This window comes from Sinorhizobium sp. BG8 (assembly GCF_016864555.1).
Taxonomy (GTDB): Bacteria; Pseudomonadota; Alphaproteobacteria; order Rhizobiales; family Rhizobiaceae; genus BG8.
The window spans coordinates 1,041,991-1,056,533 of sequence record NZ_CP044012.1 but is presented as its reverse complement, the minus strand read 5'-3'; the positions used below and the strand labels follow the sequence as shown (position 1 = coordinate 1,056,533).

9 protein-coding genes are annotated in these 14,543 nt (G+C 61.6%); 2 read left to right on the top strand and 7 right to left on the bottom strand.

Annotation, left to right across the window (positions count from 1 at the left end; translation table 11 throughout):
* Positions 1 to 160 precede the first annotated feature (160 nt).
* Positions 161 to 865, top strand: a complete 705-nt coding sequence (locus F3Y30_RS25735; RefSeq protein WP_203427096.1) for a GntR family transcriptional regulator — start codon at positions 161 to 163, stop codon at positions 863 to 865.
* Positions 866 to 1,069: 204 nt separating this feature from the next.
* On the opposite strand, the gene eutB is transcribed toward F3Y30_RS25735, so the two are convergent.
* From eutB to F3Y30_RS25710, 5 genes are all read right to left on the bottom strand, one after another.
* Positions 1,070 to 3,421 carry an ethanolamine ammonia-lyase subunit EutB gene (gene eutB, locus F3Y30_RS25730; protein ID WP_203427095.1) on the bottom strand — a complete coding sequence of 784 codons (2,352 nt, stop codon included), beginning with the start codon at positions 3,419 to 3,421 and terminating at the stop codon, positions 1,070 to 1,072.
* Positions 3,422 to 4,006: 585 nt separating this feature from the next.
* Positions 4,007 to 4,420: a GFA family protein gene (locus F3Y30_RS25725; protein ID WP_203427094.1), complete on the bottom strand. Its 414-nt coding sequence runs from the start codon at positions 4,418 to 4,420 to the stop codon at positions 4,007 to 4,009.
* A 17-nt stretch (positions 4,421 to 4,437) separates the two neighbouring features.
* Positions 4,438 to 4,917 carry an SRPBCC domain-containing protein gene (locus tag F3Y30_RS25720; protein ID WP_203427093.1) on the bottom strand — a complete coding sequence of 160 codons (480 nt, stop codon included), beginning with the start codon at positions 4,915 to 4,917 and terminating at the stop codon, positions 4,438 to 4,440.
* A complete protein-coding gene (locus F3Y30_RS25715; RefSeq protein WP_203427092.1) occupies positions 4,914 to 5,243 on the bottom strand; it encodes a metalloregulator ArsR/SmtB family transcription factor in 330 nt (109 codons plus the stop codon). Before F3Y30_RS25715 ends, F3Y30_RS25720 begins: the two co-directional genes overlap by 4 nt.
* Positions 5,244 to 5,304: 61 nt before the next feature.
* Entirely contained in the window at positions 5,305 to 5,793 is a 489-nt protein-coding gene (locus F3Y30_RS25710; protein ID WP_203427091.1) for a cupin domain-containing protein, read from the bottom strand.
* A gap of 407 nt (positions 5,794 to 6,200) precedes the next feature.
* Here F3Y30_RS25710 and F3Y30_RS25705 point away from each other — a divergent pair, with 407 nt between their 5' ends.
* Positions 6,201 to 6,506 carry a DUF982 domain-containing protein gene (locus F3Y30_RS25705; RefSeq protein ID WP_203427090.1) on the top strand — a complete coding sequence of 102 codons (306 nt, stop codon included), beginning with the start codon at positions 6,201 to 6,203 and terminating at the stop codon, positions 6,504 to 6,506.
* Between the two features lie 161 nt (positions 6,507 to 6,667).
* Here the strand turns inward: F3Y30_RS25705 and F3Y30_RS25700 are convergent, their stop codons facing one another.
* Together F3Y30_RS25700 and F3Y30_RS25695 are read right to left on the bottom strand one after the other, a co-directional pair.
* Positions 6,668 to 8,437, bottom strand: a complete 1,770-nt coding sequence (locus F3Y30_RS25700) for a sulfite reductase subunit alpha (protein ID WP_203427089.1) — start codon at positions 8,435 to 8,437, stop codon at positions 6,668 to 6,670.
* 8 nt (positions 8,438 to 8,445) lie between these two features.
* Positions 8,446 to 13,941 carry a glutamate synthase-related protein gene (locus tag F3Y30_RS25695; protein ID WP_203427088.1) on the bottom strand — a complete coding sequence of 1,832 codons (5,496 nt, stop codon included), beginning with the start codon at positions 13,939 to 13,941 and terminating at the stop codon, positions 8,446 to 8,448.
* Positions 13,942 to 14,543: the final 602 nt, after the last annotated feature.

Genomic DNA, 14,543 nt, shown 5'->3' with positions numbered 1-14,543 from the left:
AGGGCAGGTCCGGTGAAGAAATACTGTCACAAGTGCCCGGTGGAATTGGACTAAGGCGGGATGCCTGACGGGCACGGCTATGTTAAATCGGTGCATCGCGGGGTGGATGCTGACGATCCGGCGCGTGCGGGGTGGTGTGGGCTGTGACGAAGGGTGTTCAATGACTGAGATGGAAACAGCAGGCGGAGCCGAGCGCAAGCGCGGTTCGGGAGCGCGGCTCGTCTATGACGTGCTCCGCGACGAGATACTGGATCTGGTCATTTTGCCCGGGAGCGCGATAGACGAGGTCCAGCTTGCTGAGCGTTTCGGAATGTCGCGCACGCCGATCCGGGAGGCGCTCGTGCGTCTTTCCGGGGAGGGGCTGATCGACACGCTGCCCAACCGGTCGACGATGGTGTCGAATATCGACTTCCTCAACATGCACACCTATTTCGACGCGCTGACGCTGATGTATCGGGTCACGACCCAGCTTGCCGCCCAATACCACCGGCCTGCCGATCTCGATGGCATCCGGGCGCTGCAGGCTGAGTTCGCCGCGGCCGTCGAAGCACAGGATGCGCTGGCGATGATCGCCACCAATGCCGCTTTCCACCTGGCTATCGCAGAAGCGGGCCGAAATCCCTACTTCACGAGCCTCTTCAAACGCCTGCTCGACGAGGGGCGGCGTATCCTTCGCCTCTACTACCAGTCCTACCATGATCGTCTGCCTCACCGCTTCGTGGAGGAGCACGACGAGATGATTGCGGCTATCGCTGCGCGGGACCTTGCCCTGTCCGAGCGGCTCGGCCGCGCCCATGCCGACCAGATCGTGGAGCAGGTGCGCAAGCTGTTGGTGCGGGACGAGCGCCTGGAAATCGGGATGTGAGGCGAAGCGCCAGTTCCATTGCGCCGCTTCCGCCGGTTTGCTGTCGAAAAATGCGACGCGCTCCAGACGAGCCTTCGCACCTGGAAAACAGCCGGTGAGCCTTCCACGTTGTCGGCCCAAGGCGAAGGCGTGACCGCCTGAAGCGCCTCGGGTTCAAACGTTCAGCGCAGAGGCGGGCCCATCGCACTGAGGCTCGATCCGCTACTATCCGTAGCGTCGACTGCCATTCACGTTCTTGCCGACGATCTCCCGGATAATCGTCAGGGTCTCCCGGGCAGCTTCCCTTGGTGGCAGGGCCGTGTCGGCGACATTGCTCACAAGCCTGGTGATATCGTGGTCGATGTCCTTCTCGGACCAGCGTTTGCCCTTGGCGACGGTGATGTAGACCGAATAGGCGTGGTGCATCGTCCCGGGCCGCTCGCCGATGATATGGAGAATTCCCCGGAGGCTGTTGGGATCGGCATCCGCGAAGAGCAATTCCCCGATCCGATAGCCGGCTCGCACCCTTCCACTTGTCACCACGATGTTCTTGTCGCTCATGGTAACCCCGGCATCGGCAAGCAGATGGCGCATTTCCACGAGGTAGGGCGCGAGATGTCCGTCGTCCATGATGGCCTTGGCGTTCAGACCGTCCGAAATGACGATCTGGCCCTTGGGCAAATCGTCTCCCCAGGACTCTCTTATCCTTTCAATCTCCAGGATTGCTTCCGGGCTCAGCACCTCACCTGTAGCAGGGTGGGCGATGTAATCGTTCCGGTCCTTGGACAAGGTGTGGACCGGCACGACATCAGGTAAGCTGCCGATAAACTCGGGCGTAAGCTCGGCCCAGAGAGACAGTTTGGCGTCGTCGTAGAGGCTCTTCACCTTGGCGGCGAGCGGGGGATTGAGGTCCCAGATTTTCTCGCCATGTCCCGTGGCCAGATCGACGCCCCTGGCTTCAACTTCCCGCATTTTCTGCAGGCCTTCCGCATAGATCTCTTCCTTGGATCGTTTGTCGCCCTTGGCGAGGCGAAACTGATAGTAGACCCAGAGAGGATCTCCGTAGTTTGAAGTGTAGCTGTTGTCCTCGCCAACGATGCCGATCTGTTTGTAGAAGTCCCACATCGCATCATTGACCTTGAAACCGAACTTGTCCCTTATCCTCACGTGATCCTGGAACGCGGTCGTCAGATAGCTCAACATCGGATCATTCTTGGTGGGTAGCGCGATCACATAGGCAGGATTGGCCGGCATGATCTGGTCCTGGCACCAATCCAGGTCGTCGAGGCTGACGGTCATGTGCAGGGTCGTGCAGATATCCAGGCCGATGGTCAGCCCATGGAGCTTGCCCATGACCATGTCCTCGAGACAGCATCGCACCAGTTGTTCCCGGGTCTTGAAGACTTCCGGCCCAATGAAACCGGCAACATCGTTGATATGGAGCCATGCGCCTCTCGGCTGCACCTTTGCTAGCTCCATGCCCACCGCCCTGCTGAAGCCGTACTTCCGCGACTCCAGCACCATCATGTCGACGCCATTCGCCGCGCCATTGGTGAACTCCGAACCTTGCCCGGTTTCAAAGTAGAGACCGTATCTCTCTCCGGTCTTCACATGCGCATACTTCAGAATCTTCTCGTTCGTGATGTCGAAGATCTTGTTACAGTCATCTGTCCCGGCAAGACTCTGGAACATCGTGGAAACGGTTCCCGGGAATGTCTCGCTGACCTCGGCCTGGACATCGATGTGCGCGAGCACGCACCACGGGATCACTTCCTGCAGCTTGAACGTATCGACGATATCCTTGAGTGCACGTTCGACTGCAGCCACGCTTGCGACCGTGCTGTCCACCGGGTTGGTGCCAATGACAATGTCGCCTGTCGCATAGGAGAACGCATCGAAGACCTGCCAGGCGACGTCGTCGGGATGGTCCGTGGGGGAGTTGGGCTGGATGCGGGCGCCCATGTACCCCTTTGCCCCCAGCTTGGTTCCGGGCATGACGTTGAAGATCTTTTGGCTCAGGGCGGTCAGCTCTTCATCGCTCATCAGTTTTGGCACACAGCCTATCGTGTCGCTGCTGAGTCCATTCATGATGCCTTTGATCTTGTCTTCCGGTTCGCTCAGGAGAAATTCCTTCAGCTGACCCATCGTCCAGTCCTTGACCACCTCATACTGGGCCTGGTCGGTGGTCTGCCAGATCAGCCTCTGAAGATCGTCCTCGAACAACGGTCGCTGGTGCAGGTCCTTGATCTTCGTGTTTGCCAGAAGGGCGCGAGCGTTCGTTCGCGTCGCCTCGTCCTTGGCACCCACTCCAATCGTCTGGTCTCCCTCCTTGAACATGTTGGCGGCACCGATCACCTGCTGATAGCCTGTTAGATCAAAGGCGCCTTTGACCCTGGTGATATAGGCGAAGACGTCCTCTCCCTGCTTCACCTCTTCAATCACGATGGTCTCGCCGCCGGGAGCTCCCCTGGCACTATGGCTGTAGCTCGCGAGAGTGACGGCGGTGACTCCTGCCATCGTTAGGAGTTCTCTTCTGGAAAGCCCGTCATTTTGATTGGAGAGCACGCCCTTGTTCATGGCCCAGTTCCCTTTTTGCAGAAGGTTCGGTGCAATCGGCATTCCGGCGGGTGAAATTCACTTTGGTCGCAATGGTGCTTTCAGGCGCAGAGGGCAGCGAAGCGACGGCTACCCAGAGCAATACCGTTCCCGTCATCAAACGGTCCGGTGCACTGCGAGCGAGACAGTCGAAGACGTCCCTGTTCGGACTGTCCACGTCTCACTCGATGCAGCCTGACACGCCGCCCCATGATCAACGACAGGAACATCGCTGACGGGATTGACGGGCATGCGATGGGCCGCCTGTCTGACGCCGTTGTCATCGGGCACCCAGACTACATTTATCGCCATCACATCCTGGATGCGCATGACGCCCAACTCCGGCGAGGTTCTGTTGCCGTAGTCAGCAAATGTCAGAGTAAACCTGCGGGATTGGTTCGACAACAGTTTGGCACCGCGCGATGACCTGGCAATGCCACAGCGGGTTAACACATTGTTTTTAGGCGGCGTCGAGGATTTCCCGGCATAAGGAAAAGATGGAGGACGGGACTGGGGGAACAGTTCCTGTTTCGCCCCAGCTGCCATCCAAAATCAGGACGCTCTACTTCACGTTGCCGGCATCTTGTCGAACTTCGGCAGTGCCGGGTCGAGGTGGTCCCAGGGATGACCGGCTGCCGTCCACGACACCAGTTGCGGCTTGTAGCGACTGGGGTCGTCGAGACTTGCCGGTGTGACGATGAACACATCCGGCATGTCGGGAAATGTCAGGTAGACTGACGATCCGCATGTCGGGCAGAAGGCGCGCCGCTTTGCGGTTCCGCCATCTCCAACGGACTGCCAATGCGACGCTTCTCCCTCGACCTTCACTTCAGCGGCAACGAAGGTCAGGTGCGATTGGTGCCCGGTGCCGCTGTCGCGCTGACATTGCCGGCACTGGCAGTCCAGCATCATGGCCGGCTCGCCTGATATCTCGTAGCGGATCGCCCCACAGGCGCAGCCGCCGGTATAGGACTTGCTCATGTCGTCCTCCTAAAGCTTCAATGCAGCGTTTGCGTAGACGCCTCCTCGGCGACCACGGTATCGAGCCTCTTGACCACCTTCTTCCAGCCTTCGCTCATGTTGCGGTAGGCGCTATCATTCTTCGGCAGCACGAAGCCGGAATGAACGAGGCGCAGGCGCGTCCCTGTTTCGGTGCTGGAGAGAACGAAGGTGACGACTGTTTCGAGTTTCGAACCATAACCTTCATTGCCCTCATGGCCGCCTTTCCAGGCATAGGACAGTCGTTCATTCGGCACGACCTCGAGGACCTCGCAGTGAATTGTGCCGTCCCACTCGCCGGCAGGCGTAGTCTGAAAGGTGAAACGGTTGCCAGCCACGGGCTCGAAACCCTTCGGCGCCATCAACCAGCGACCGATCAGCTCGCCGCTGGTCAAGGCCTTCCAGATGACCTCAGGCGCATGCGGGAAGACTTCGTCGACGACGATGGCGTGTGTTTCCGGATTCACCGCTTGGGTCATGGGTCGATGTCCTTCAAGAGGTTTCTCAGATCGGCAAAGCGTTCGCGCCAGAAGAGACCATAGTGGCTCATCCAGTCGGCCAGTGGCTCCAGACCGTCTGGCCGGGCACGATAGAAGACATTCCGACCCTCAGGGCGCTCGGTCACAAGACCGGCCTGTTTCAGAGACTTGAGATGTTGGGAGATGGCGCCCTGTGTGACGCTGCTGCCTCGGGTCAATTCAACGACAGTGATTTCGTCTGAATTGACGATGCGCTCGTAAACGGCCCGCCGTGTGGGATCGGCAAGGGCGCGCATGACAGCGGTTATGGTTTCAGCCTCGATCATGCAAAAATCAAATAGCAAATACTAATCAATTAGTCAATGCTGTTTGATTTGGCCTATTTACTCACTCATGCGGGTGCTTGTGAATGGGATCAACCCAATAGACCTCTTCCGGCTGCTCCACGGGATCAACGTCGAAAATGTTGACGACGACCGCCTCATTGTCAGAGCGCACCAGCACGCATTCCAGCGAGTGGTCCGGATCGGCGTTGATTTCCTGATGGGGCACATAGGGTGGCACGTAGATGAAATCGCCGGGGCCGGCCTCCGCGACATACTCAAGCCGGTCGCCCCAACGCATGCGCGCCTTGCCCCTGAGCACGTAGATAACGCTCTCCAGTGCACCGTGATGATGGACACCCGTCTTTGCGTTCGGTTCGATTGCTACAGTGCCGGCCCAGATCTTCTGCGCGCCGACACGAGCATGATTGATGGCCGCCTGGCGGAACATGCCCGGTGTTTGCGGGGTGTTGGGGTCAAGTTGATCGCCTTTGATGACCCTGACGCCACCCAGCCTCCATCGATCGGCTTCATCGTGAGGATGCTCGCTCATGATCGTTTCCCTCCTGTCTTCGGAGCTGCCGCAAGGTCATCGGTGATTTCGTCGCTGCAGCAACGGATCAGTGGACATGCGTGCATAAGGATGACGTCGCCGCCAATGTCCCCGACTACCATGCCCATTCTATCAGCGGCGGATGCCCCTGTACCAATGAATTGCAAGCGCGGGGGGCTGATCAGAGCGGGCGCCTGCCATCGAGTTTCACATCCCTCATGGCTCGGGGCAGCGGCGGGCTTCAACAGTGAGATGCAACGATCTCCGTCGCTCTCATTTTCTTGAGCCACCGACGTTTCCGTACGAACCTGAGATGGAGCTTTGGCCGGGATAAATCACTCAGTCCGTGGAACGAGTGCCCACCTTTCGGAGTTTCAGATTCCGGGTGAACTCCTATGGAGGTGGCAATGCCCAACTTAGACATTCTCTGGTCATCGCCGTTGACGATATGCCTTCAAAGTGGCCTCAAGCATACGTTCGCGTCGGTGTATGAGGCCCTGGATTTTCTTGAACACGAATGGCCCGTCAGGCAGGGGAAAGGGTACGAGCGTGCCGTGCGAGCCTGTCGAGGCGCCTTGCTCAAGACGACCCCGGTCGCAGTGGCTCGTGAAACCTTTGTTGCAGCCTGTCTGGAGGCTGGAATGCCTATCGTGAAAATGCCCCAGCCCTACCACAAAGTGCTTGTTCGAGGCGGCATGGGACGACGGGCATAGCATCCCCGTCGACCGTTCCGCGCTCTCTTCGACGCCTTGAAAACGAACCGGGCACTGTCAGACACAATGACATGAGCTGATACTCATTCGAAACGCCTGCCTTCGGTTCGAATTGGTTCAAGCTCTCCTTGGTTGGCCGATCGATGATAACAGAAGGCTGCTCAGTAAACGTCGCGGAGATAGCGCTTCTCGCGCTTTAGCCGGTTGACATAGTTGCCGGCCTCCTCCGGCGTCATGCCACCGTGGCTGGCAACGAGCTCGTGCAGCGCCTGGTCGACATCCTTGGCCATCCGGGTCGCATCGCCGCAGACGTAGAAATGACCGCCTTCCTCGAGCCAGGCATAGAGCGCCTTGCCGTTCTCGCGCATGCGGGTCTGGACGTAGATCTTTTCCGACTGGTCGCGAGAGAAGGCGAGATCCAGGCGGGTCAGTGTGCCGTTATTGCTCATGGCGCCCAGTTCCTCCTCGTAGATGAAGTCGGAAGCGCGGTGCTGGTCGCCGAAGAACAGCCAGTTGCGACCCTTGGCACCGCGTGCCCGGCGCTCCTGCAGGAAGGCGCGGAAGGGCGCGATGCCGGTGCCGGGGCCGACCATGATGACAGGCGCGTCATTGTCCTGGGGCACGCGGAAGGCCTTGTTGGGCGAGACGAAGATGCCGGCCTTGCCGCCATCAGCCACACGGTCGGCGAGATAGGTCGAGCAGACGCCGCCATGGATGCGGCCATGGCTGTGATAGCGGACGCTGGCGATGGTTAGGTGCACGCTGCCCCTGGCTTCCAGTGGGCTCGAGGAGATCGAGTAGGCGCGGTGCTGCAGCGGCTTCAGCCAGCCGACGAATTCCTCGGCGCTGACAGGCATCGACGGATTGAGCAGCAGCAGGTCGAGAATGTCCTTGCTCCAGAGCCAGGCGTCGAGCGCTTCCTTGTCGCCATGGCGCAGGACATGGCTCAATTCCTCGTGGTTGGCGCGCTTTTCGACGCCCGCGATCAGTTCGCGGGAGGGGGTCGAGATTTCGAAGGCGGTGGAAAGCTCGATGCCGAGCGGGCGCGCCAATCCGGCGACCAACGCCTCAGAGTTCGTGCCGACCCGGGCGAGGATCGCATCGACCAAGGCGGGATCGTTGACCGGCATGACGCCGAGCGCGTCGCCGGCCTCGTATTCGATGCCGCTATCGCCGAGATCGAACTCATAGTGGCGGATCTCCTTGCCCGAACCGGTGCCGGACAGCGTGCGGTTGACCGTGACGGTTGATAGATACGGCGTCTTGCGGTTCCACGGCGATTTTTCGCGGGCAGGTGCTGTTTCCGGCGCGACCGCGAGGGCCGGTTCGGACCCGCCGGCATTGACTGCGGCGGCGAGCGGCATGGCGTCGCTGACCCAGGAGGAAGCGACATTCTCGTAGTCGACGTCGCAGTCGACGCGGGCAAGCATGCGGGTTGCGCCGAGCTGTTCAAGTCTGGTGTCGATCAGCTTGCCGGACTGGCAGAAGCCGTCATAGCCGGTGTCGCCGAGCGCCAGCACGCCGAAGTGCATGGCTTCGAGCCGTGGCGCGTCGTCCGATGCGAGCGTTTCCCAGAAGAGCTGGGCGTTGTCGGGCATCTCACCTTCGCCATAGGTCGAGGTCACGACCAGCACGCGCTTCATCGTCGCAAAGCGGGCGAGGTCGACATCGTCGAGCGCCTCGACGACTGGCTGCATGCCTGCGGCGCGCGCCGCATTTGCGGCATCCATGGCCACACCCTCGGCATTGCCGGTCTGGCTGCCAAAAAGGATATGGAGCGGCGAAGCGGTCCTCTGCTGCGTTGCCGTGGCAACTGCCGGGCCCTCGCCATCGAGGGACAGTCGGGAATGCAGGCCGGCAAGGAAACCGGACAGCCAGGCGCGCTGGTCGCCGCTGAAGGGAGCGTCTTCGGGGATGTAGGGAATCTTCATGGCTCTACTCAATTGCGGGCGACGGCGAGGTCGGAAAGGGCGTGCTTGGCAAACAGTTCCTCGAAGCTCGGCAGTCGGCCGATCTTGTCGAGGTTGCTCTGGTGGCGGTGGATGATCCAGCCATAGGTGCCGGGGCTATCGATGGAGAGCGTGTTGCGGCGGCTGAGCGCCTCCTTGTAGTCGGCAAGCCTTTTCGCGGCGATCAAGACGGCCAGCTGCTCGTCGCTATGGCCGGCAAGCGCGTCGCGGGCATGCTTCATCAGCTTGCTCATCAGCGCGAAGTCTTCGGTCAGGATCAGGTTGCGCACGGCCTTCTGGACTGCCGGCTCGGAGGGGCCGAGCGCGTTCGGCACGCGGGCCATGGCAAGGCCCTGGGCCATGAGCAGCACGGTGTAGTTGTTGAGGAGCGCAAACATCTCCTCGGTATCCGTCTTGCCGTAACCCGGAACGGTGCCGTTGAGGACAGCCTTGCGGTCGCGATAGGCGAGCTTGAACTTGCGCACCTGATGGCCGGCAAGCGCGGTTGCCAGTTCCTCGACCAGTTCCTTGCGGGCCTTGGCCCTCAGAATGGCGTCCGAGTCCTGGTAGAGCAGCAAGGCGCGCGGCATGCCGAACACGAAATTGTGCTGCTCGCTCTCCCAGTTTTCGAGCAGCCAGCGCGCCTTGGCGGAGCCGGTCTCGGCGAGATGCCAGGACAGCAGCAGTCGGACGGCCTGGTTATGGACAGCCGCCATCTCGTCGTCGCCGGTGATGGAGCCGATGAGGATCGAGTCGTGGCTGACCTTCTTCTCCAGTTCGCCATAGGGGTCGTACTGGTAGACGAAGCCGCCGCTCATGCCGTTGCCGAAGCCCTTGCCGAAGCTGCCGAGATTGAGCACCACGCCATTGGTCATGTATTCGCAGCAGAAGTCGCCCACGCCCTCGATGACGGCGGTGGCGCCGGAATTGCGCACGGCAAAGCGATCGCCCGCCTGTCCCTCGACGAAGGTGCGGCCGCCGGTGGCGCCGAACAGGGCGAAGTTGCCGATCAGCACGTTGCCGCCCGATTCCTCCGAGCCGCCGCCGGGTGACAGCACGACGATGGTACCGCCGCAGGCGCTCTTGCCGACGCCGTCGTTGCAGGTGCCGGTATGGCGCAGCACCATGCCGTCGTTGCAGAACGCGCCAAAGGATTGACCTGCCGAGCCCGAGGTGGCGATGCGGACGCTGCCGGGTTCGAGGAAGCGTCGCCCGCGATGATCCTGTCGCACTGCGGGCAGGGCGCTGGCCTGTTCCGTCGTCAGTTCGTGGTTGAGGATACGTTCGATGTCCACCGCCAGCTGGCCGCCGACGCTCTTGTTGCAATTGTTGAGGAAGCGGTTGCCGCCGAGCTCGATCGATACCCGCCGACCGTCTATCAGCGCCGAGCGGACGAGTTCGATGAAGCCGTCGTCGACGGCATAGTCCTTCTCCATATAGACCGGATTATCGATCTTTACCTCGTCGATGACCGCCAGCATTCCACGCAGATCGAGCTGTCCGACGCTCGCCGGGTGGTCGAGCAGGTGCAGCAGATCGGCGCGGCCGCGCGCGGCGCGCAGCGAGGGCATGCCTATGCTGGCTAGGATCTCGCGCGTCTCATGCGCTATGTTCATGAGATACTGTGCCAGCGCGCGCGGATCGCCGTCGAAGACCTCCTGGTTGGTGGTGAGACCCGCCGGGCACTTGATGTTGCAGTTCTTGGCCATGACGCACTTCAGCATCATCAGCGCCGTGGTGCCGAATTCGAAGCTGTCGCCGCCGAGAAGCGCGGACTTCACCACGTCGCTCGCCGTCTGGTGGGCGCCGGAGCAGCGCAGCGTGACCTTGTCGCGCAGGCCGTTGATGGAGAGCGCCTGGTGCACTTCGGCAATGCCGATTTCTGCGGCGCGGCCGGTGTATTTCAGGCTGGTGACGGCGGCGGCACCAGTACCGCCAGTGTTGCCGGCGACGTTGATGACATCGGCGCCCGCCTTGGCGACACCGACGGCAATCGTGCCAATGCCTTCGGACGAGACCAGCTTGACGATGACACGGACGCGGGCGGCCTTGCAGTCGTGGATCAGCTGCGCCAAGTCCTCAATCGAATAGGTGTCGTGGTGCGGCGGCGGCGAGACGAGCTCGACGCCTGGCGTGCCGCCGCGGGCCGCGGCGATCTCGACGGTGACCTTTGGTGCGGGCAGCTGTCCACCTTCGCCGGGCTTGGCGCCCTGGCCGATCTTGATCTCGAGTTCCTCCAGCATCGGATCGGCGAGATAGCCGGCCCAGATACCGAAGCGGCCGGACGCGAACTGCTTGATGCGCGAGGCACGGATCGTGCCATAGCGGGAAAGATGCTCGCCGCCTTCACCGGAATTCGACATGCCGCCGACCATGTTGGTGCCATGGGCCACCGCTTCATGTGCCGGAGCCACCAGTGCGCCATGGCTCATGGCGCCGGAGGCAAGCAACGGCGTGATCTCGCTCGCCTTCTGCACCGCGGTCAGCGGAATGCTGTCGGGCGCGGAACGCACGAGCGACAGATAGTCCAGCGCTTCGCCGGCGACCTGCACCATGAGCGCGCCGCCTTCAAGCCAATGGCCGACGATGTCCTTGCCGAAGCGCATGACGAGCGACTGGCCGAGCGCGGTCAGCCGGGCCAGGTCGGCGCCATTGGCGGAGACGAGCCGCACCCTGAACTGGTCGGCAGTCAGCTGTTCGCAGGCAAGGCCGCGGATCAGGAAGGAATTGTTGCCCTTGCGGGAGAAACGCCCCATCTCGCGCCGGAAATCCTCGGGCGCGGTGCAGAAGGATACATCCGCCGGGAACTCCAGGACGTCGCGCAGCGCGGCCGGGCGGCGAACGCGCTCCTCCAACATCATCCGCGCAAAGGCACGATATCCCGGCGTGATCTGGAACCCGTCGATAGCATCGGGCGTGAGCGCGTCGAAGCTGGTGCTGTAGTAAGCAGCATCGTTGAGGCCGAAGGCATCCTCCAGCCGGTTGAGCGGCAGGAGACGAAGGAATTCATGGCCGTCATCGCCGCTGGCGGGCCGATCGAAGCCGATCTTCTCCTCGGTCATGTCGACGAAGCCGCGGACCGCGGTCGTGCCGTAGGAATGGCCGGCGCCCTCGGCGCGCTCCTTGAAGAGGCCGAGAAGCGGGATGTCGCTTTCGCCCTTCACGGTCAGCGCCTTGGCATGCCAGTCGGCGACCGCCTGCGCGATGACGGCAAAGTTCACGCCGCCAACGGGTGTCTTCACATTCGGGAAATAGCGCTTGAGGACCGGATCGTTGGTGTCGAGGAAGTTGGGTTCGAAGAACTCGCCGCCGATATAGCTCTCGGCGGTGCAGAGGCCGACCTTGCCCATGGTCTTCATCAGAGACTTTTCGGCCGCCTTGGCAAAGCGCTTGAAGGCATAGTCGGCTTCGGCGCCGAACTTCTCCTCGGCGCGGAACTGCACGCCGAGCGCATAGACAGCCGAGGCGCCGAAGCCGAGCGCGGCGGCGACATGATGCGAGGACGAGATCTGCCCGCTTTCCGCAATCAGCGACACACGCAGGCGCAAGCCTGTTTCGATGAGGCGCTGGTTGAGCGCCGACACGACGATGATCATCGGCAGAGCCGCCCGATCGCGGGCTACATGCCGGTCGGTGATGACGGCAATGCCGCCTTCCTCGGCTGCGAAGGCCTCAACGGCGTCGCAGAGCGAAGCGATCGCCGCTTCGAGTGCTTGCGCATTGGCGTGCGGATTGCCCAGAACCGGATTGAAAAGCATCTCAAAACGGCGGACGGGGGTGTCGCGCTGTTCGCGGATCTTCAGCATATCGAGATGGGTGAGGATTGGTGAGCGCAGGACGATCTGCCGCGCCGCTCTCGCCCCGCTATTGGGCTTGGCGCCCAACGCCACGCGAAGCGTCATGCCGTCGGCCTCGCGGATCGAGTCGAGTGGTGGGTTGGTCACCTGGGCAAAGCGCTGCGAGAAGTACTTGGCGACACCGCCTTCCTGGTCGGAGAGCGCGTTGATGGCATTGCCGTAGCCCATGGCCGAGATCTTCTCGGCGCCGGTGGCGAGCATCGGGTCCATCAGGAATTTGAAGCTTTCCTGGTTATGGGAATAGGCGACGTAGCGCTGGTGGCGTTCGAGGTCGCCATTGTAGCGGAGCGGCGACCCCTGGCTCTCGGCCGGGATCTCGGGCAAGTCCTCGAGCAGGATGCGGGCTTCAGCGAGCAGGCTCTTGTAGTCGCGCCGCGCCGCGAGCATTTCGAGCGCCTCGACCGTCGACCAGGAGCGGCCCTCGGCATGATCGAAAAACAGCATGCCGCCGGCCTCGATGCGGCCGCGTCGCAAAACGCTTTCCGGTGGGAAGGCGATCTGCCCGGCTTCCGACATGACGCAGAGATAGTCGGCGGTCTCGACCGTGCGCAGCGGCCTCAGGCCAAGGCGGTCCAGACGGGCGCCAACGATCGTGCCGTTGCCGAAGATCAGCGCCGCAGGGCCGTCGTTCTTCTCTTCGTAGAGCGAGAAATACTCGAACATCGCCTTGACGTCTTCGGAGAGCGTATCGTCGTTCTCCCAGGCGGGCGGCATCATCGAGACGACTGACGTGACGAGGTCGAGCCCATCCTCCATGACGCGGCTCTGCAGGGTCTGGTCTAGCCGGCAGCTGTCGGACTGGCCCTTGGGCCGGACAATCGCCGAGTTGCGGGCCAGTGCCACGGCAGCCTCGGAAAGGCGGTTCTTCTTGTCGGTGTTGAGCTCGCCGTTATGCGCCATCAGCCGGAACGGCTGGGCCATGGAGGGATGGGGGTCCGTGTTGGTCGAGAACCGGGTGTGGAAATACATGGTGTGGACTTCATGGGCCGGGTCCACGAGGTCGCGGAAATATGGCATGACCTCGTTGGAGTTCAGCCTGCCCTTGAGCACCTGGGTGCGGGCACTGAGCGACACCGGATAGAGCCCGGCGAGATCAGGATCGGTATAGGCGATCGCCTCGATCGCAAGCAGTGCCTTGTGAATCCGCCAGTCGAATTCGGCGGATGTTGAAATCGCGTCCGGCGCGCCGAAGATCCACTGGCGGATCGGAAGCTGGTGGCGGACGGCCGCCGGGCGGATCGCATTGTCGTCGACCGGAATGTCGCGGACCATGATGAGCAGGAACCCCTGCTGGGCCAGCGCCTCCTCGATCAGCGTCGCGGCGCGGCCGTGCTGGGAGGCATCGCTCGGCAGGAAGAAATTGCCGACGCCGAACCGGCCGGGCTCCAGATCGTCACGCCCTGTCAGCCCGCGGAAGAAGGAGAGCGATAGATCGACCGAAACGCCCGCTCCGTCGCCGACGCCCTCGGCAGACATGCCGCCGCGATGCGGCACAGCGCAGAGTGCCTCGTGGCCGCGCTTGAGCACGTCGTGCGTCTGCATGCCGTCCTTGCGCGTGATGAATCCCACGCCACAGCTGCTCTTGTCTTCTGTGACATCGTAGAGGGTCGGACCCTTGGTCTCGGTCATTGGCATGCTCCCCATTCCTGTGCTTGTGCTTTCAAGCCTTGCGCACATAGGTCACCTCAAGTCGCCCGCGGGCGGAGCCGCAGGTGACCTTGCACGCTCCTCCGCTGTCGTCTTACCGGTGTTTTTTCGCGTTGGTTTTCGTGGTCGCACGCACGTCCGCCGCCTGCCGCGAAGCAGCGGTGGAAATGATCATCGTGATCGTCGTTCGTGCAGTCATCTCGATCAGTTCTTGCGAATGGTTCAGGAGCAATCGCACATGCGTGCTCCCAGATACGTCAGCAATGCTTACGTATCTTGAATTAAATAGTCAAGTTTATGGGAGTGACTTTTTCAACCGGAGCGATGTGCGCAAAAAGAACGCTCTTCGCCTCCATAACCGTCCAAAGGGCTCGGAACCTACATCTCTGAACTTCTTGGTGAGGAACTACGTGCCGCAGGGTCGCATTGGAAAGGCCCGAAATTGCCAGCTTCGTGTTCGATGTCCACCAAGGTGATGCATTCGTCTGGATGGCGATGCGAGAACGTGAGCCGTTCTGATCGGACCAACTTGCATCGCTGACATCCTTCGCGTTACGCAATATCCCGTTCATCCAAAGTGTGCG

Coding starts and splice junctions, on each gene's coding strand:
- F3Y30_RS25720 (WP_203427093.1), bottom strand. CDS start 4,917: ATGACCCAAGCGGTGAATCCGGAAACACACGCCATCGTCGTCGACGAA.
- F3Y30_RS25725 (WP_203427094.1), bottom strand. CDS start 4,420: ATGAGCAAGTCCTATACCGGCGGCTGCGCCTGTGGGGCGATCCGCTAC.
- eutB (WP_203427095.1), bottom strand. CDS start 3,421: ATGAACAAGGGCGTGCTCTCCAATCAAAATGACGGGCTTTCCAGAAGA.
- F3Y30_RS25700 (WP_203427089.1), bottom strand. CDS start 8,437: ATGAAGATTCCCTACATCCCCGAAGACGCTCCCTTCAGCGGCGACCAG.
- F3Y30_RS25715 (WP_203427092.1), bottom strand. CDS start 5,243: ATGATCGAGGCTGAAACCATAACCGCTGTCATGCGCGCCCTTGCCGAT.
- F3Y30_RS25695 (WP_203427088.1), bottom strand. CDS start 13,941: ATGACCGAGACCAAGGGTCCGACCCTCTACGATGTCACAGAAGACAAG.
- F3Y30_RS25710 (WP_203427091.1), bottom strand. CDS start 5,793: ATGAGCGAGCATCCTCACGATGAAGCCGATCGATGGAGGCTGGGTGGC.
- F3Y30_RS25705 (WP_203427090.1), top strand. CDS start 6,201: ATGCCCAACTTAGACATTCTCTGGTCATCGCCGTTGACGATATGCCTT.
- F3Y30_RS25735 (WP_203427096.1), top strand. CDS start 161: ATGACTGAGATGGAAACAGCAGGCGGAGCCGAGCGCAAGCGCGGTTCG.